The organism is Bradyrhizobium ganzhouense (assembly GCF_049949285.1).
Taxonomy (GTDB): Bacteria; Pseudomonadota; Alphaproteobacteria; order Rhizobiales; family Xanthobacteraceae; genus Bradyrhizobium; species Bradyrhizobium ganzhouense.
Window position 1 is genome coordinate 6,891,699 of the sequence record NZ_CP181318.1, and the last position, 18,515, is coordinate 6,910,213.

Annotated in this window: 16 protein-coding genes; 1 reads left to right on the top strand and 15 read right to left on the bottom strand. The window is 65.5% G+C overall.

Features of this window, described 5'->3' with window-relative positions; translation table 11 throughout:
- Positions 1 to 168: 168 nt before the first annotated feature.
- The 13 genes from ACLFLU_RS31935 to rsmH all read right to left on the bottom strand — a co-directional run bounded on the left by ACLFLU_RS31935 (position 169) and on the right by rsmH (position 15,455).
- Entirely contained in the window at positions 169 to 1,155 is a 987-nt protein-coding gene (locus tag ACLFLU_RS31935) for a D-alanine--D-alanine ligase family protein (protein WP_426408690.1), read from the bottom strand.
- Positions 1,156 to 1,176: 21 nt separating this feature from the next.
- Positions 1,177 to 2,097 (bottom strand): UDP-N-acetylmuramate dehydrogenase, encoded by a 921-nt coding sequence (gene murB, locus ACLFLU_RS31940; RefSeq protein ID WP_426408691.1) that lies wholly within the window; start codon positions 2,095 to 2,097, stop codon positions 1,177 to 1,179.
- A gap of 4 nt (positions 2,098 to 2,101) precedes the next feature.
- Positions 2,102 to 3,505, bottom strand: a complete 1,404-nt coding sequence (gene murC, locus ACLFLU_RS31945) for a UDP-N-acetylmuramate--L-alanine ligase (protein ID WP_426408692.1) — start codon at positions 3,503 to 3,505, stop codon at positions 2,102 to 2,104.
- A 137-nt stretch (positions 3,506 to 3,642) separates the two neighbouring features.
- Entirely contained in the window at positions 3,643 to 4,743 is a 1,101-nt protein-coding gene (gene murG, locus ACLFLU_RS31950; protein ID WP_426408693.1) for an undecaprenyldiphospho-muramoylpentapeptide beta-N-acetylglucosaminyltransferase, read from the bottom strand.
- Between the two features lie 177 nt (positions 4,744 to 4,920).
- Positions 4,921 to 6,072 (bottom strand): putative lipid II flippase FtsW, encoded by a 1,152-nt coding sequence (gene ftsW, locus ACLFLU_RS31955; protein WP_426408694.1) that lies wholly within the window; start codon positions 6,070 to 6,072, stop codon positions 4,921 to 4,923.
- A 245-nt stretch (positions 6,073 to 6,317) separates the two neighbouring features.
- On the bottom strand, positions 6,318 to 6,716 hold the full coding sequence (locus ACLFLU_RS31960) for a hypothetical protein (RefSeq protein WP_426408695.1): 399 nt from the start codon (positions 6,714 to 6,716) through the stop codon (positions 6,318 to 6,320).
- Positions 6,717 to 6,718: 2 nt separating this feature from the next.
- On the bottom strand, positions 6,719 to 8,116 hold the full coding sequence (murD, locus tag ACLFLU_RS31965) for a UDP-N-acetylmuramoyl-L-alanine--D-glutamate ligase (RefSeq protein WP_426408696.1): 1,398 nt from the start codon (positions 8,114 to 8,116) through the stop codon (positions 6,719 to 6,721).
- A gap of 11 nt (positions 8,117 to 8,127) precedes the next feature.
- Entirely contained in the window at positions 8,128 to 9,231 is a 1,104-nt protein-coding gene (gene mraY / locus ACLFLU_RS31970) for a phospho-N-acetylmuramoyl-pentapeptide-transferase (protein ID WP_426408697.1), read from the bottom strand.
- Between the two features lie 176 nt (positions 9,232 to 9,407).
- The gene (locus tag ACLFLU_RS31975) at positions 9,408 to 10,787 is read right to left on the bottom strand and encodes a UDP-N-acetylmuramoyl-tripeptide--D-alanyl-D-alanine ligase (protein ID WP_426408698.1); all 1,380 of its coding nucleotides are present in this window, start codon (positions 10,785 to 10,787) and stop codon (positions 9,408 to 9,410) included.
- Positions 10,784 to 12,241 (bottom strand): UDP-N-acetylmuramoyl-L-alanyl-D-glutamate--2,6-diaminopimelate ligase, encoded by a 1,458-nt coding sequence (locus ACLFLU_RS31980; protein WP_426408699.1) that lies wholly within the window; start codon positions 12,239 to 12,241, stop codon positions 10,784 to 10,786. The genes ACLFLU_RS31975 and ACLFLU_RS31980 overlap by 4 nt, the downstream gene beginning before the upstream one ends.
- Before the next feature lie 80 nt (positions 12,242 to 12,321).
- Positions 12,322 to 14,073: a peptidoglycan D,D-transpeptidase FtsI family protein gene (locus ACLFLU_RS31985; RefSeq protein ID WP_426408700.1), complete on the bottom strand. Its 1,752-nt coding sequence runs from the start codon at positions 14,071 to 14,073 to the stop codon at positions 12,322 to 12,324.
- Positions 14,070 to 14,462 carry a cell division protein FtsL gene (gene ftsL, locus ACLFLU_RS31990; RefSeq protein ID WP_426408701.1) on the bottom strand — a complete coding sequence of 131 codons (393 nt, stop codon included), beginning with the start codon at positions 14,460 to 14,462 and terminating at the stop codon, positions 14,070 to 14,072. Before ftsL ends, ACLFLU_RS31985 begins: the two co-directional genes overlap by 4 nt.
- A 3-nt stretch (positions 14,463 to 14,465) precedes the next feature.
- The gene (gene rsmH, locus ACLFLU_RS31995) at positions 14,466 to 15,455 is read right to left on the bottom strand and encodes a 16S rRNA (cytosine(1402)-N(4))-methyltransferase RsmH (protein WP_426408702.1); all 990 of its coding nucleotides are present in this window, start codon (positions 15,453 to 15,455) and stop codon (positions 14,466 to 14,468) included.
- A gap of 456 nt (positions 15,456 to 15,911) precedes the next feature.
- On the opposite strand from rsmH, the gene ACLFLU_RS32000 reads away from it, so the two are divergent.
- Positions 15,912 to 16,775: an N-acetylmuramoyl-L-alanine amidase gene (locus ACLFLU_RS32000; protein WP_426408703.1), complete on the top strand. Its 864-nt coding sequence runs from the start codon at positions 15,912 to 15,914 to the stop codon at positions 16,773 to 16,775.
- A 113-nt stretch (positions 16,776 to 16,888) separates the two neighbouring features.
- On the opposite strand, the gene ACLFLU_RS32005 is transcribed toward ACLFLU_RS32000, so the two are convergent.
- Positions 16,889 to 18,124, bottom strand: coding sequence for an RNA polymerase sigma factor (locus ACLFLU_RS32005; RefSeq protein WP_426408704.1), 1,236 nt, complete (start codon positions 18,122 to 18,124; stop codon positions 16,889 to 16,891).
- Entirely contained in the window at positions 18,121 to 18,471 is a 351-nt protein-coding gene (locus ACLFLU_RS32010) for a YciI family protein (RefSeq protein ID WP_426408705.1), read from the bottom strand. The genes ACLFLU_RS32005 and ACLFLU_RS32010 overlap by 4 nt, the downstream gene beginning before the upstream one ends.
- Positions 18,472 to 18,515: the final 44 nt, after the last annotated feature.

An 18,515-nucleotide genomic window follows, 5' to 3' on the forward strand; every position in this document is an offset into this window, starting at 1 on the left:
CGCCAGCGTTAACCTTCGGACTTCCTGGTAAACAAAAGGTAAAGTTCGTTAACGAAGAATGCTTTTTGCCCAGCTCTGTGAGGCAGTTGTGCCACGATGTCCGGCATTTTACCGGTTTTGGGCAGCAAACCGGCCGTTTTCGCCCGTTCAGCCGTTAACCAATCCTAACTATTTCCGCACCCGCCGCACCGCCAGCTCGATCAGGTCGCGGAGGAAGTCGACGAATGCGATGCCCTCGGCTTTCAGCGCCTTGGGGTAGAGCGAGGACTTGGTCAGCCCGGGCAGCGTGTTGGTCTCGAGATAGACCAGCCCTTTCTCCGAGACGATGAAGTCGGAGCGGGAGTAGCCGGTGCAGGACATCGCACGATGCGCCAGCATCGCCTGGGTCTTGAGCGCAGCGGTGACCTCGGCGGTGAAGCGGCCCGGGCAGATCTCCTGGGTCGACTTCAAAAGATATTTTGCGGCGTAGTCGAAATTGCCCTCACCGGGAATGATCTCGATCGGCGGCAGCGAGATGATTGACCCGTCGGTGCGCTCCAGCACGCCGCAGGTCGCCTCGACGCCGGCGATGTAGGGCTCGATCACATACTCTTCGTGCTTGGCCGCATTGCGGACGGCGACGAGATCCTGCCTGGCGTTGACGAAGATCAGGCCATAGCTGGAGCCGTCGCGCGCCGGCTTTGCGATCAGCCTTCCATATTCGGCGAAGGCATCATCGATATTCTCGAGCGCGATGCCCTCAGGCGGCATCACACCACCGAGCGCGGCAAAGCGCTTGGCGGCGATCTTGTCGAAGGCGAGATGCGAGGAGGCCGAGCCGGAGCCGGTGAACGGCACGCCGCGCACTTCACACATCACCTGCAATTCACCGTTCTCGGCGCTGCCGCCATGCAGGCTGAGCACGAGAACGCGGTCTTCCGCCTTGGCCTTGTCGAGCGCTTGCGCCAGCGGAATGCCTGATGTGCCCGGCTTGAACTCGTCCTCAAAGGGCCGGGAATGTTCGAGCAGCTGCTTGGACTGCACGACGTGCACCTTGTCCTCGACGTCCCACCACCAGAGATCGGCCTCGGGCAGCGCCAGATGCAGCGCCTGGGCTGAGGCGACGGAAACCAGACGTTCGCGGTTGGAGCCGCCGAAGAGGATGGTGATGCGCATATTCTCTCGTCGCCTGTCCAATTAGCCGGGAATTCCAATCCGCTTGATTTCCCAGTGCAGCTCAATTCCGGAATTCGCCTTCACGCGTTCGCGCACGGTCTCGCCCAGCGTCTCGATGTCGTGCGCGGTGGCATCGCCCGTGTTGATCAGGAAATTGCAGTGCATCTCGGAGACCCGCGCGCCGCCGATGCGCAGGCCGCGGCAGCCGGCGGCGTCGACCAGCCTCCAGGCGGAATGGCCGGGCGGGTTCTTGAAGGTCGACCCGCCGGTCTTTTCACGGATCGGCTGTGCGGTCTCGCGATGGGTCTGCACCTCCGCCATCCGCGCGCGGATGACTTCCGCATCCCTGATCTCGCCGCGAAAGCGGGCGGAGGTGAAGATGATGGAGGGGTCGACGCCGCTGTTGCGGTAGACGAATTTCATGTCGGCGTTGGAGAAGATTTGCTTCGCGCCGTCGCGGCCAACGCCGCGCGCCTCGATCAGCACGTCCTTGGTCTCGCCGCCATTGGCGCCCGCGTTCATGCGCAGCGCACCGCCGATCGTGCCGGGAATGCCGAAATAGAATTCGAGCCCGCCGATACTGGCAGAGGCCGCGACCTCCGCGACACGCTTATCCAGGGCGGCCGCGCCCGCGGTCACGACATCACCGCTCGCAGTGGCCTCACCAAAAGCGCGCGGCGCCAGCCGGATCACCACGCCGGCAATGCCGCCGTCGCGCACGATGAGGTTGGAGCCGACACCGACGACATAGACCGGGATGTCGCCAGCGAGATGCGCGAGGAAATAAGCGAGATCATCCTCATCCGCCGGCGTGAACAGCACCTGCGCCGGACCGCCGACGCGAAACCAGGTGAGCTCGGCCAGCGACTGGTTGGCAAGCAACCGCCCGCGAAGGTCCGGCATCGCGGCTTTGAGCTCGGGCGTGATGTCGGGGAAGCTCACCGCCCTACCCCAGCGCCTTCAATTGGTCCGGCAGTGCGTACGCCCATTGCGTGATGTTGCCGGCACCCAAGCACACGACGAGATCACCCGACTTGGCGAGCCCTTTGACGATGCCCGCGAGCTCCGTCGCCCCCGGCAGCGGGATCACCTCGCGGTGGCCATGTGCGCGCAGGCCCGCGACGAAATGATCGCGGTCGATGCCGTCGATCGGCGTCTCGCCCGCGGCATAGACGTCGGCGACGACCACTGCATCGGCGTCGTTGAAGCAGGTGCAGAACTCCTCGAACAGCGATTGCAGCCGGGTGTAGCGATGCGGCTGCACCACGGCAACGATCTTGCCGTTGGTGGATTCCCGCGCCGCCTTTAGCACCGCTGCGATCTCGACCGGATGATGACCGTAATCGTCGATCACGGTGACGCCGTTCCATTCGCCTGTCTTGGTGAAACGACGCTTGACGCCGCCGAAGCCGGCGATCGCCTTGCGGATCGCATCGTCGGACACGCCAAGCTCGCGCGCGACCGCGATCGCAGCCGTCGCGTTCGAGGCGTTGTGGCGCCCCGGCATCGGCAGCATGAGATCGGCGATCTCGTGCACGGCTCCGGTCTTGCGATTGTGGAACGCGACCTTGAACTTCGATCCGCCGCCCATCGGGGTGAGATCGACGAGCCGCGCGTCGGCCTGCGGATTTTCGCCGTAAGTGATGATGCGACGATCCTCGATCTTGCCGACGAGGTTCTGCACGACGGGATGATCGATGCACATCACGGCGAAGCCGTAGAACGGCAGGTTCTCGACGAAATGGCGGAAGGCGTCCTGTACGGCGTCAAATGTCTTGAAGTGATCGAGATGCTCGGGATCGACATTGGTGACGATCGCGACATCGGTCGGCAGCTTCAGGAACGTGCCGTCGCTCTCGTCGGCTTCCACCACCATCCAGTCGCCGGCGCCGAGACGTGCGTTGGAGCCGTAGGCGTTGATGATGCCGCCGTTGATCACGGTGGGATCGAGCCCGCCGGCATCGAGCAGGGTTGCGACCATCGTCGTCGTCGTGGTCTTGCCATGCGTGCCGGCAATCGCGACGCAGCTCTTCAGCCGCATCAATTCGGCCAGCATCTCGGCACGGCGTACCACGGGAATGCGCCGCTCGCGTGCCGCCATCAATTCCGGATTGTCGCGCTTGATCGCGGTGGACACGACGACGACTTCAGCGCCGTCGACATTCTCCGCCTTGTGGCCGACCGAAACCTTTGCGCCCTTCTTGCGCAGGCGATCGAGATTGTAATTGTCGGAGGCATCCGAGCCCTGCACGGCATAGCCGAGATTGACCAGCACCTCGGCGATACCGCTCATGCCGATCCCGCCGATCCCGACGAAGTGGATGGGTCCGATCTCCCGCGGCAGTCTCATGCTTTATCCTATGGTTCCGTCGTCATGCCCGGGCTTGTCCCGGGCATCCACGAATCCTAGCGTCTTTCTTGCAAGACGTGGATGGCCGGGACAAGCCCGGCCATGACGGTAAAACTATGGAAATTGCCCGTTTCGCGTCAGATTCCCGCGACTTTGACCACCAGATCGGCCAGCCGCTCGGCGGCATCGAGCCGGCCTGCCCCTTTCGCCGCGGCCGCCATGGCGCCAAGGCGCGCGGGCTCGGCCGCGAAACCGGAGATCTCCGCCGCGAGACGATCCGGGGTGAACTCGGTCTGCGGGATGCGGATGGCGCCGTCGACCTTGGCCAGCACGCCGGCATTGGCGAACTGGTCCTGGTCGATCGCACCCGGCAGCGGCACCAGGATCGAAGGCCGCCCGATCGCCGCGAGCTCGGCGACGGTGCCGGCGCCGGAGCGCGACACCACCAGATGGTTGGAGGCCAGCCGCGCCGGCAAATCCGCGAAGAACGGCGCGAGCTCGGCCTTGATCTTGAGCTTGTCGTAGACCGCACGCACGCGGGTCATGTCCTCGTCCCGGACCTGCTGGGTGACGATGAGCCGGCTCCACAGCGCGGGCTCGAGCCGCTCGATCGCACCCGGCACGATGTCGGCCATGATACGCGCGCCCTGGCTGCCGCCGACGACGAGCAGGCGGAGCGGGCCATTCACTTCAGGTGCGGCATAGGGCACGGCCGCAGCGGCAAGGACCGCCGGCCGCATCGGCGTGCCGACCGTCGTGGTCTTGGCTGCCAGCGCCGGATCGCGGTCGAGCACGCCCGGCAATGACGTCGCGATGGCGCGGACGCGGCTCGACAAGAAACGATTGGCACGGCCGAGCACGGCATTGGCGTCGTGGATGATGCCGGGCACGCCGGCGAATTTGGCCGCGACCAGCGGCGGCAATGTCGGATAGCCGCCGAAGCCGATCACGGCAGCAGGCTTCAACCGCTTGATCAGGCGGTAAGCGGACAGCGTGCCGGTGGCGAGCGTGAGGCCGGCATAAGCGAGCTGAAGCGGATTGCGGCCGCGCGCGGTCTCGCTCGCGACGACGTCGATCATGTCCTTGGTGAACAGCCCGCTGTAGCGCAGCGCGCGCTCATCGGTGACGAGGCGCACGCGAAAGCCGCGCCGGATCAACTCGACGCCGAGCGCCTCGGCCGGAAACAGATGGCCGCCGGTGCCGCCCGCGGCGAGAAGAATCAAGGGGGAATTGTCCATGGAGAGGCCTTTTACAAGGTCTTTCTCGTCATTGCGAGCCGGCTACACAATGCGTGTGCCCCGGGCGCGGCGCAGCGCGTCGCCCTTCGCGACGTGGTGCGCTGCTGAACCGGGGCCCATGACTGCGACACTCTGGGTCCCGGATCTGCGCTTCGCTTGTCCGGGACACAAGACCTGTTACGCGTAACTCCGCATCGCCTCGGCGCGGCCGCTGGCCTCGACCTCGGTGCGCGGGCGCAGCCGCGTCAGGGCCAGCATCATGCCGACGCCGTAAGCCAACGACACGATCGAGGAGCCGCCATAGGAGATGAAGGGCAGCGTCATGCCCTTGGCGGGAATGAGCTGGAGATTGACCGACATGTTGATCGCAGCCTGCACGCCGAACAGGATCGCCAGCCCAGAGGCCGCAAAGCGCGAGAACATGTCCTCATTGGCGTAGGCGCGCGACAGCGTACGAATGACGACGAAGGCGAACAGCGCCAGCATGGCGAGGCACAGGATGATGCCGAACTCTTCGGCGGCGACCGCGAACACGAAGTCGGTATGGCTGTCCGGCAGGCTACGCTTGGCGATGCCCTCGCCCGGCCCGAGGCCGAACCAGCCGCCGTTGTAGAAGGCCTCCATCGCGGTATCGACCTGAAAAGTGTCGCCGGAGGCCGGATTCATGAATCGCTTGATGCGTCCGGCCACGTGGGGAACAAAGAGATAGGCGCTGAACAGGCCGGCCGCACCGAGGCCCGCAAGACCGAACACCCAGATCATGCGCATGCCCGCGATGAAGAACAGCGAGCCCCACACCATCAGGATCAGCATGGTCTGGCCGAAGTCCGGTTCCATCACCAGCAGCGAGACCAGCATCAGCAGCAGCACCAGCGCCATCGAGGTCGCGGGCATCTCCGGCCGCTTGGTCGATTCAGCGAACAGCCAGGCGGCGATGACGACGAACGACGGCTTTGCGATTTCGGAGGCCTGGATGTTGACGCCGAGCAGCGTGATCCAGCGCCGCGAACCCTTCACCTCGGGGCCGATGGCGAGCGTCACCACGATCAGGATGATGCTGATGGTGAAGATGATCAGCGCGCTTCGCCGGATCGAGCGCGGCGATAGGAAGGAGACCCCGAGCAGCACCATGAAGGACGGCGCCAGGAACATCACGTGACGGCTGAAGAAGTGGAAGGGATCGAGCCCGATGCGGGTCGCAACCGGCGGGCTCGCCGCCAGCGACAGGATGACCCCGGTCAGCATCAACACCAGGATCGCGCCGAACAGCGGCTTGTCGACGGTCCACCACCACTCGGAAAAGGGGGTGCGTTCTTCACGGGAGAGCATGGGCGGCCGCTTTCGGACAGAGGTCGGTCCATTGGTCGCCGAGGTTGGTTACCGCAGGGTTAATAGATCGTTCAAGTTTTGAAGAGTCTCGTGCCCCGGACGCAGCGCAGCGCCCTTGCGGTGCGCTGCAGAGCCGGGGCCCATTGTCGCTCCTGGATCCCGGCTCTGCGGAGCGTCACCATAGCGCGCCGAAGACGCGCGTAAACGCGCTTATGGTGCCGCACCGCGTCCGGGACATGAGCACCCTATTCGTAGCTGATCGTGACATCCCCCGCGCGCTGATCGCGCTTGTAGACCTCGCCGGCCTCGGGAATGAAACCGATCCTGACCGCCCGCTCGCTGCTCCAGGCGACAACCGTATCAAGGTGCCCTCGCACGCTGACAAAGGTCGGCGTGCTCTCGGGCGAGAACGTCCGACCGCACGCCACGATGCTGGCTTGCGTGCTGTCGGGCATCGTCGCCCCGCACGACTTCCAGACCACAACAACCAATTGACTGCCGCTTGGGGAAGCAAATGCCCGCTGGCGAACGACGCGGCATGCGCCGAACTCGTGCAAGACGTTGTCGATGAGAACAACACAGAGGAAACCGACCGGGACAGCAAGAGCGGCGACGGCAAGTCCGATCCAGCGTCGCCGCGACATTCTCACACCACCGGCTTCACACCCGGCAGCGCCTGCACTAGCTCGCGGAATTTTGTGCCGCGGATCTCGAAGTTGCGGTACTGGTCGAACGAGGCACAGGCAGGCGACAGAAGTACGACCGCATCCTGCAGGCCCGAAGCTTCCGCGTCGCGCGCGGCATGCTCGACGGCCACATCGAGCGTCTGGCTGATCTCATGTGCAACCGAGCCGAGCGTACCCGAAAATTCCTGCGCGGCCTCACCGATCAGATAGGCCTTGCGGATTCGCGGGAAGAAGCCGGTCAAGCCAGTGATGCCGCCCGCCTTCGGCTTGCCGCCGGCGATCCAGAAGATGTCGGCAAAGGACGACAGCGCATGCGCGGTGGCGTCGGCGTTGGTGCCCTTGGAGTCGTTGACGAACAGCACATTGCCGCGGCGGCCGACCTGCTCCATGCGATGCGCGAGACCCGGAAAGCTGCGCAACCCGTTCTGCAGCACGTCCAGGCCGATGCCCATCGCGAGCGCGGCAGCGGCCGCGCACGCCGCGTTCTGCGCATTGTGCAGGCCGCGCAGCGAACCGATGCCGCCGAGCTTTGCCACCTCGCTGCGGGCGCCGCCGGAGGTGCGCACGATTGTGCCATGCTCGACATGGATACCGCTCGCCAGCGGATTCCTGACGGAGATGCGCACCACGTTCTTGCCGGCGCGATCGAGCCGATCGGCGATGTCGCGGCAATAGCCGTCATCGACGCCGACGATCGACGTACCGCCTGCCTGCACGCCTGCAACCAGGCGCTCCTTCACCGCAGCATAATGTTCGATGGTGCCGTGACGATCGATGTGGTCTTCGCTGACATTGAGCAGGATGCCGACGGAGGGATCGAGCGAGGGCGTGAGGTCGATCTGGTAGGACGACATCTCGATGACGTGGACGCGGCCTGTGCGCGGCGGCTCCAGCGACAGGATCGCGGTGCCGATATTTCCGCCCATCTGGGTGTCGTAGCCCGCAACCTTTGTGAGATGCGCGATCAGAGCCGTCGTGGTCGATTTGCCGTTGGTGCCGGTGATCGCAATGAACGGCGCGTTCGGCGCGTGCCGTCGGCGCTCACGGCAGAACAGCTCGATATCGCCGATCACCTCGACGCCAGCCTCGCGCGCTTTCAGCACGCTCCAGTGCGGCACCGGGTGGGTCAGCGGCACGCCGGGCGCGAGTACGAGCGCAGCGAAATTGCCCCAGGAAACGTTGCGCAAATCTGCGGTGATGAACCCGGCCTGCGCCGCCTTGGCGACGTTCTCGGCATTGTCGTCGGCGGCGATCACCTCGGCGCCGCCGGCCTTCAACGCGTGGCAGGAGGCGAGCCCCGAGCCGCCGAGGCCGAACACTGCGACTGTCTTGCCGGCAAAGGATGTAACCGGGATCATCGCGGGAACCGTCAGCGCAGCTTCAGCGTGGAGAGGCCGGCGAGCGCCAGCATCACCGAGATGATCCAGAAGCGGATCACGATCTGTGGCTCGGTCCAGCCGAGCTGCTCGAAATGGTGGTGGATCGGCGCCATCCGGAAGATGCGCTTGCCCGTGAGCTTGAACGACACCACCTGCACGATGACCGAGACCGCCTCCAGCACGAACAGGCCGCCTATCACCGCGAGCACGATCTCGTGCTTCACCGCGACCGCGATCGAGCCCAACATGCCGCCGAGCGCGAGCGAGCCGGTGTCGCCCATGAAGATCGAGGCCGGCGGCGCGTTGAACCAGAGGAAGCCGAGGCCGGCGCCCAAGAGCGCGCCGCAGAGCACCGCAAGCTCGCCGGTGCCCGCGACATATTTGATCTGGAGATAGTCGGCGAACACCGCGTTGCCGGCGAGATAGGCGATCATCGCAAAGCTCGCGGTCGCGATCATCACGGGCACGATGGCGAGGCCGTCGAGACCGTCGGTGAGGTTCACCGCATTGCCGGCGCCGACGATGACGAAGGCGCCGAACACGACGAAGAACCAGCCGAAATGCAGCACCGTGTCCTTCAGGAAGGGAATCGTCAGCGCGGTCGACGCAGGATCGCGGTTCAACCGCACCAGCGCATAGCAGGCGACCAGCGCGATGACCCCTTCGATCAGCAGACGCAGCTTGCCGCCGAACCCGCTCGTGGTCTGCTTGGTCACCTTGAGGTAATCGTCATAGAAGCCGACGAAGCCGAAGCCGAGCGTCACCGCCAGCACGATCCAGACATAGGGATTGAGCGGGTTGGCCCACAGCACCGTGCCGACCGTGAGGCCGGACAGAATCATCAGCCCACCCATGGTGGGCGTGCCCTTCTTGGCCAGATGCGATTGCGGGCCGTCGGTGCGGATCGGCTGGCCCTTGCCCTGGCGGATGCGCAGATGATCGATGATCCAGGGCCCGAACAGGAACACGAACAGCGCGCCTGTGACGACGGCGCCGCCGGTGCGGAAGGTGATGTAGCGGAAGACGTTCAGAACGGTGCGCACTGCACCGAAGCCCGGAAATGTGTTGGAGAGCTCGATCAGCCAGTAAAACATTCAGACGGTCCTATGGCGCCTTTCGCACGCAGGCTTGTTCAGACGCAGATTTCGCCTCACGCGCATTCGCTGGTCTTCATCATCGGTCGGGTGACCTCAAAGAAACCTGCCGGCAAGAAGCCTGCCGGGTTGGCGCCGCAAACGGTGGGATTCGGGAACAGCGCCTTCCAAGCAGTTTACGCCTTTGCCTGCAAGGCGGCCACTAGGCCCGGCACAAACTTGTTGACCCAGAACATCTTCTTGCTGCCCTTGACAACCACGACATCGCCTGCCTTCAGCAGGCTCGCGACCTCACCCGGCTTCAGCGTGGCAGGGTCGTCGTGCCAGCCGAGCCCTTTGCCGGCGGGAAGCGCGTCATAGAGGTGCCGCATCAAGGGCCCGACGCAATAGATGCCGTCGATGCCGTCGAGATGCGTGCTCAGCGCGGTGTGGTAGCTTGGTGCGTCGTCGCCCAGTTCCAGCATGTCGCCGAGCACCGCAATGCGGCGGCCGCCGGTCATATTGCGCGCCTGCAGACTCTGCAGCGCGGCAGCAACGCTCGCCGGATTACCGTTAAAGCTGTCGTCGATCACGGTGACGCCGCCGACCGCCTGCTCGACGCCGCGGCCGGTCATGATGCCGACGCGATCGAGCTTGATCGCCAGCGTCGCGACATCGAGATGCGCAGCATGAACCGAGGCGAGCGCGGCGAGCGCATTCTGCACGCGGTGCGGTGCACCCGGCGTGAGGCTGAAGGCGATCTCCTTCTTGCCGATCGCGGCCACGACCTGCCAGCTCTCGCCATGCGGGGCGTGGGCGACCTCGTGCACCTCGGCCTTCTCGCCGAAGCGCACCACCTTGCCCTTCCAGTCGGGCGCCTTGATCCCGGCCGGCAGCACCAGCACGCCATCCGAGGGCAGGCCGAGCGCGATCGACACCTTCTCGCGCCTGATAGCATCGAGCGAGCCGAGCTTTTCCAGATGCACCGGCTGGACATTGACGACGAGCGCAACTGTCGGCCGCGTCAATTCGCTGAGCCGCGCGATCTCACCCGTCTGATTCATGCCCATCTCGACGACCCAGAGGCTGGCATCGGGCCGGGCGTTGCACAATGTCAGCGGCACGCCCCAGAAATTGTTGAAGCTCGACGGGCTCGCATAGGCGTTGGGATAGGCCGCAATGAATTCCTTGGTGCTGGTCTTGCCGGCACTGCCGGTCAGCCCGATCACCGGCCCGTTGAAGCGCGCGCGTGCGGCGCGCGCAAGGCCCCAGAGGCCGTCGATCAGCGTGTCCTTCACGACGATCTGCGGAATGCGAACGCCCGCGATCTCATGCGGCACGATCATCGCGACCGCGCCAGAGGCTTCCGCCTTGTCCGCGAACTCCCAGCCGTCGCGCGCGCTGGCGAAGGCCGAGATGAAGCCGCCGCTCGGGGTACCACTCAACGCCACGAACAGGCTGCCCGGCTTTACCAGGCGGCTGTCCTGGGTGACGAAGTCGATGGGGGTGTCCGGGAATGATCCGGTCGCGCCAAGCGCGCGCGCCACCTCGGCAACCGTCCATATTGGCGCGCTCATGCGACCCTCGATGCTAGTGCGGCGGCGACCGCTTCGTGATCACTGAACGGCAGCACCTCGCCGCCGACGATCTGCCCGGTCTCGTGGCCCTTGCCGGCGACGAGCAGCGCATCGCCATCTTCCAGTTCCTCGATCGCGGCGCGGATCGCGGCTGCGCGGTCGCCGATTTCGCGCGCGCCCTTTGCAGTCGCGAGGATCGCGGCGCGAATGGCTTCCGGTTTCTCGCTGCGCGGATTGTCGTCAGTGATGATGACGCGATCGGCATTCTCAGCCGCGATCTCGCCCATGATCGGCCGCTTGCCGGCGTCGCGATCGCCGCCGGCGCCGAATACGACGATCAGTCTTCGTTTGGCGTAAGGACGCAGCGCCTGCAACGCTTTCGCCAGCGCATCGGGCTTGTGCGCATAGTCGACGAAGATCGGCGCGCCGTTGCGCTCGCCGACGCGCTCGAGCCGGCCCTTGGCACCTTCGAGATGTTCGAGGCTCGCAAACACGTCTGTTGCATTGCTGCCAGTGCCGATCGCAAGACCTGCTGACACCAGCGCGTTCTCGATCTGGAATTCGCCGACCAGCGGCAGCCGGACCGCATAGCGCTTGCCACGATGTTCGAGCGCCAGCGTCTGCGAAAAGCCTTCGACCACGGCGTCGGTGAGACGAATACCCTCACCTGCCCCGTCGCCGTGACGGCCGACCGCCATCACATGCAGGCCGCGCCTGGTCGCGGCATCGATCGCTTCGGCCGAGCAATCATGATCGGCCGAGATCACCGCAGCGCCGCCCGGCGGCACGAGTTCGCGAAACAGCCTGAGTTTTGCTGCGAGATAATGCGCGACTGTCGGATGATAATCCATGTGGTCGCGCGAGAGATTGGTGAAGCCTCCGGCGGAGACGCGCACACCGTCGAGGCGATATTGATCGAGGCCGTGCGACGACGCTTCGAAGGCGAGATGCGTCACGCCCTCGCGCGCGATCTCATCGAGCTGCCGGTGCAACGCGATCGGATCCGGCGTCGTCAGCGAACCGTAGACGGTGCGTTTCGGCGAGACGAGGCCGATGGTGCCGATGCTGGCCGAGGCGTGTCCCAGCCGCTCCCAGATCTGGCGCGTGAACGCGGCAACGGAAGTCTTGCCGCTGGTTCCGGTCACAGCCGCGATCGTCGCGGGCTGGGCCGGGAAAAATCTTGCGGCAGCCAGCGCGAGGGCGCGGCGCGGATTGACGACAGAGACGAACGGCACCTTGCAGGCATCTGGCGCATGATCGCCGACCACGGCCACCGCGCCGGCCGCAATCGCAGCATCGACGAAGCGCGCGCCGTCAGTCTTGCTGCCGGCGAGCGCAAAGAAGAGATCGCCGGGCTTGACCACGCGGCTGTCGAGGGCAATGCCGATCACGTCGAGCGCAGCAACAGCGGGCTCGATCGCGGCATCATTGCCTAAGAGGTCACGCAGCTTCATGGTCTTCCAGTCGCCGTGCCGGAAAGCCGAATCTTGAGGGAAATCCTCGACTCAGCAGCGGCCACGGCCTACCCGATTGATTACTGGGTTGTCCTGGATGCTGCAAGAATAAGGCGGTCCGCAGGCGGCAGGTCGTAGCGGGGCTCGATACCGAGGAGCGGTCCGATACGGGTAATGACGTTGCCTGCGGTGGGAACAGCGTTCCAGCCCGACGTGATGAAGCCGTAGGTTTCCTTCAGCGGCTGCGGCTCGTCGAGCATGATCAGCAGCTGATATTTCGGCTTGTCCGCCGGCAGGATCGCGGTGAACGCCGTCAGCACCCGCTTCTTGGCATAGCGGCCGTTGACCACCTTTTCCGCGGTGCCGGTCTTGCCGCCGATATAATAGCCCTTCACGTCGGCCTTGCGCGCCGTGCCGATCTCTGCGTTCAGCCGCATCAAGAAGCGCATCTTGTCCGACGTCTCGGGCTTGATCACGCGCTTTGCGATCGCCCGCGCCTCCTCCTCGGAGCGCTTGAGGAAGGTCGGAGGAATCAGCAGGCCGCCATTCGCGAGCGCGCTGACGCCCATCACGGCCTGCAGCGGCGCGACCGCCATGCCGTGGCCGAACGCGATGGTGATGGTGTTCAGCTCGCTCCAGCGCCGCGGCAGGATCGGCGAGGCGCTCTCCGGCAGCTCGGTGCGCAGCCGCTCGAGCTGCCCCATCTTGCGCAGGAACGCCTTGTGCCCTTCAACCCCCTGCGACAGCGCGATCCGCGCCGCGCCGACGTTGGAGGAGAAGGTGAACACTTCTTTCATCGTCAGGAAGCGGCCTTTCGGCTCGTCGTCATGGATCGCGAACTTGCCGTAGTGCAGCGGCCCGCGCGCATCCCACAGCGAGTCGAGACCGTACTTGCCGGTGTCGAGCGCCATTGCGAGGGTGAAGGCCTTGAAGGTCGAGCCCATCTCGTAAACGCCGGTGGTCAGGCGGTTGATGCGGTCGGGGTCGTGCGCTTCCTTCGGATTGTTCGGATCGAAATCCGGCACCGAGACCATCGCGATGATCTCGCCGGTGTTGACGTTGGTGACAAGCCCGGAGGCCGCCTTGGTGTGGAACTTCTCCTTGGCCTTCAAGAGCTCGTCGCGCAGCGCGTGCTCGACACGCAAATCGACCGACAGCTCGATCGGCTTCTGCAGGCGGTCGGTGGCAAAGCCTGCACGGTGGAGATCGGCGAGCCCTTGATTGTCGAGCCACTTCTCCATGCCGGCGATGCCCTGGTTGTCGATGTTGACCAGACCGATGAGGTGGGCGACCTCGTTGCCGGTCGGGTAGACGCGCTTGTTCTCGCGCAGGAAGCCGATGCCGGGAATGCCGAGCTTATGGATGTCCACCTGCTGCTTCGCCGTGATCTCGCGCTTGAGCCAGACGAAACCCTTGCGCGACGACAGGCGCTCGCGCACTTCGGCCTCGTCGAGGTCGGGCACGGTCGCGGTCAGAAGCTCGATCGCCTCGTCCTTGTCGATGATGCGGCGTGGCTCGCCGAACAGGCTCGACGCCTTGACGTCGGTCGCCAGGATCGCGCCGTTGCGGTCGACGATGTCGGGCCGTGCGGTCGCGACCACTTCCTGCGAAGCGGCACGACGCGCACTGTGGGCGTCGGCGCCGATCGCGAACATCACGAGCCGCCCGCCGATCATGGCGTAGACCGCAGCAAAGGCCAGCATTGCGAGGCCGACACGTGCGCGCGCCTTGGCGGCGCGATCGACATTGCGCCCGTAGAGCAGGCTGCGGATCAGACGCTGACGCCAGGGCTCAGCTGGCCGCGCGGCGGGTTTGGCCGGAACGGCGCTCATTGCTTGTCCTCGGGCCGAGGCACGGAGCCCGTCACGCTATCCGGATCGCTCGCAGCTTCGATGGTATTGATCATGGACCCGATCGGATCAGGCTCGCCCGGCCTGAACATCCGCGGCGGACGATCCGGCAGATTCTTCATTGAATCATATTGCGTGCCGTTGACGGGCTTGAGCGGCAGATGCCGCTCGGAGAGGCCCTGTAGCCGCAGGGGCGCATCGAGCTTGGCCCATTCGGAGCGCAGCTGCGCGATCGCGTCACGCTGCTCGCGGATCTCCGCGTGCAGCCGCAGCACCTTCTCGGTGCGTGCGGTGGAGTCCATCTTGATCCGGTAGACATAGGCGGCCGCGAAGATCAGCGCGCCGATGACGAGAAGGTGGATGAAGCGCATCTGCTAGCCGCCTCTCATCACGTCGGAGAGTTTTGGCCAGGACGATTGCTCGCCATCGTGATGCGCCGGCGCCGAGGTCCGCTCGGCGGCGCGCAGCTTTGCGGAACGGGCGCGCGGATTGTGCGCAACCTCTGCCTCGCCGGCGATCACAGGCCGCCGCGTCAAAAGCTGGAAGCTCGGCGCGCCCTGCGCCACTTCCGGCAGATGACGCGAGCCGCCGCCGGTCTTCGACCGCTCGGAGAAGAAATTCTTGACGATGCGGTCTTCCAGCGAATGGAACGAGACCACGACCAGATGGCCGCCGGGCTTGAGCACGCGCTCGGCTGCCGCGAGCGCGGTCTGGAGTTCCCCGAGCTCTTCATTGACGAAGATGCGCAGGGCCTGGAACGTCCGCGTCGCCGGATGAATGTCGCCGGGCTTCGAGCGCACCACCCTGCCGACGAGATCGGCGAGCGCGCGCGTGGTGGTGAACGGCGTCTCCTGCCGATCAGCCACGATCGCGCGGGCAACGCGGCGCGAATGCCGCTCTTCGCCGAAGAGGTAGATGATGTCGGCGAGATCGCTTTCCGAGGCGCGCGCGACGATGTCAGCGGCCGTCGGCCCGGCTTGCCCCATGCGCATGTCGAGCGGACCGTCGAGGCGGAACGAAAAGCCGCGACCAGCCTGGTCGAGCTGCATCGAGGACACCCCGACATCCATCACGACGCCGTCGACCGCATCGACGCCGTGCGCGGCACAGACTTCGGCGAGATTCGAGAAGCGGTCTTCGACCAGCGTCAACCGGCCCGCGGCATTCTCGACCAGCTCGGCGCCGCCGGCGATCGCGGTGCGGTCGCGATCGATCGCGATGACGCGAGTTCCCGCCACATCGAGGATGGCGCGGCTGTAGCCGCCGGCCCCGAAGGTGGCATCGACATAGATGCCGCCCTCGCGCGGCGCGAGATGCTCGATCGCCTCGCGGCCAAGCACGGGAATGTGCGGCGCGTCGCTCATGCGTCGCGCCTGCCGAGCGCGCAGGTCAACAGACAGGTAAAATCGGGGGCGAAGCAGCCCATCACGCCTCGAATAATTCCGCGTCGCGGCGGTTCCACGACCCAACCCCTCTCCAGCATACTTGCCAGCATGCGCGCCGAGCCCGGTCGTCCCAGGCGGCAGACCCGGTGTTCCCAGTGGAATATGTCGGGCAGCCATGGGATTTCGAGCCAAAATCGCTTCTGGCCGCCTCCGGACGCGGGTCGGCTCTTCACCCCTCAGTAACGGCCCTTAGCGTTAAGAAAGCGTTGATCGGCTCATTACAAGTCGAAAAGGCGGCTTGGCGGTGATGCGTCATCCACACACATGCGCCAAAATGCACCCCGTTAACCGCTCCGCGCGATTGCGCGGACCTGACAGTAAAGAAATAGTAAAGAGAAGGGCTTGGCCCACTCTCATGTCCGACTTGAGCTGCTTATGCCGTCCGGTCCGTCAACGCCGTCTGGAACTGATTCGAAGCGTCAGCGCGTTCTCCCGGTTCCCAAGGCCGCGGCGAGCCTGCGGACGTTCGAGCCGGATTCGTCGATCGTCTCCGACATCATCCCTTCGCCCAATCATGGCGAGCGCAGCAAGGGACGGCAGCCCGACATGATCGTGCTGCACTACACCGGCATGCCCGACGTCGAGGGCGCGCTGGCGCGGCTGTGCACGGCAGGCACCGAGGTGTCGGCCCATTATGTCGTGCTGGAAGACGGCCGCATCGTGCAGTGCGTTCCGGAGGCGCGGCGCGCCTGGCACTCTGGCGTCTCGTCCTGGGCCGGCGAAGACGACATCAACTCCTGCTCGATCGGGATCGAGATCATCAATCGCGGCCACGATTGGGGCTATCCGGAATATCCGCTGCGCCAGATCGCCGCCGTGATCGCGCTGTGCCGCGGCATCATGCTCCGCCGCAAGGTCGCGCCGCAACGGGTGCTCGGCCATTCCGACGTCGCGCCCGCGCGCAAGAAGGATCCCGGCGAAAAATTTCCCTGGCATTCGCTGGCCAATTCCGGCGTCGGTCACTGGGTGACGCCGGCGCCGGTCGTGCGCGGCGAAACCCTGATGCTCGGCACCATCAGCGACGAGGTGCTGAGCCTGCAGCAGGCGCTGGCACGCTATGGCTATGGCGTGCCGCTGACCGGGAAGTACGATGCTTCGACGATGGAGGTCGTCACCGCATTCCAGCGCCACTTCCGCCCTGCACGCCTGGATGGTGTTGCCGATCACTCGACGCTGTCGACCTTGCAGGCGCTGCTGGCGAGCCTGCCGACGGAAGGGACGACAGTGGCGTCGAAGTAACGGCGAAGCCCTCTCGTCATTGCGAGCGCAGCGAAGCAATCCAGGCTGCCACCGCAGAAGCAGTCTGGATTGCTTCGTCGCTTTGCTCCTCGCAATGACTGAGTCTGCAGCGGCTACTCCATCTCCCGCACCCGCCGCGCATACAGCCGCTGCAACGGCGCGAGCTGCGTCGCCTCCGTCGCCACACGATAGGCCTCGCGCGCTTCGTCCTTGCGGCCGAGCCGCCGCAACAGATCGGCACGCACCGCCGGCAACATCTCATACCCGTCCAGCCCGCCGCGCGCGGTGATCGCGTCGACCAGACCGAGCGCGCGCGCCGGACCGTCGACCATCGAGATTGCGGCAGCATGGTTGAGCTCGATCACCGGAGACGGGCTGATGCGCAGCAGCACTTCGTAGAGCCCGGCGATCTGCGGCCAATCAGTCTCCTCAAAGCTCGGTGCGCGGGCATGCAGCGCGGCGATCGCGGCCTGCACCGCATAAGGCTGCGGCCGGCCCGGCACGCGCAGCGCGTCGTCGACGAGACGCAGGCCTTCCTCGATCTGCACGCGATCCCAGAGCGAGCGGTCCTGCTCTTCAAGAAGAACGATGTCGCCGGCAGCTGTCTCGCGACCGGCGCGGCGCGCATCATGCAGCAACATCAGCGCGAGCAGCCCCTTGATCCCCGCGCGGTCGGGCATCAGCCGGTCAAGCAAACGGCCGAGCCTGATCGCCTCGACCGCAAGGTCGCGCCGCATCAGGTCTGCGCCCGAGGTTGCGACATAGCCTTCGGTGAAGACAAGATAGATGACGGCGAGCACGCCATCGAGCCGCGGCGCCAGCGCGGCGCGCTCGGGCACCTCATAGGGAATGCCGGCGAGCCTGATCTTCTGCTTGGCGCGAACGAGCCGCTGCGCCATCGCGTCCTCGCCGATCAGGAAAGCGCGCGCGACCTGCGCGGTGGAGAGGCCGCAGACCGTGCGCAGCGTCAGCGCGACCTGCACCTCAGCCGCGAACGCCGGATGGCAGCAGGTGAAGATCAGCCGCAGCATGTCGTCGTCGAGCATCGCCGGCGGCTCGGCCGGCGCATCTGCATTGAGCTCGAGCTCGTGCAGCAGCGCCTGCTGCTTGCCGCGGAAAGCGACCTGGCGACGCACACGGTCGATCGCCTTGTTGCGACCGACATTGACCAGCCAGGCGCGCGGATTGTCAGGGATCTCGCCCGCCGCCCAGCGCTCCAGCGCGACCGCGAACGCATCCTGGAGCGCATCCTCGGCCAGATCGAAATCACCGACGAGGCGGATCAGGGTGGCCAGCGCCCGCCCCGCCTCGTCGCGAAAGATCCTGTCGATGTCGGCCGAACAGATCACTTGTAGATCATGACCGGCCTGACCTCGATCGATCCGCGCTTGGCTTCGGGAATGCGCGCCGCCAGCGCAACCGCGTCGTCGAGATCCTTGGCTTCGACCAGGTAGTAGCCGCCGAGCTGCTCGCGCGTTTCCGCGAACGGACCGTCGGTGGTCATGGTCTTGCCGTCGCGCACGCGCACCGTGGTCGCCGTCGTCGTCGGCTGCAGTCCGTCGCCGGCCTTGAAATGGCCGCTCTGGATGATCGACTGCGTGTAGGCGCCGTATTCTCCCGCCAGCTTCTGGCGGTCGGTGGCGCTCATCTCGGTCATGTAGCTTTCGTTCCGGTAGATCAGCAACAGATACTGCATCGCTTAACTCCTGTGGTTCGGCTGGATCGCCGACATCAGTCGAA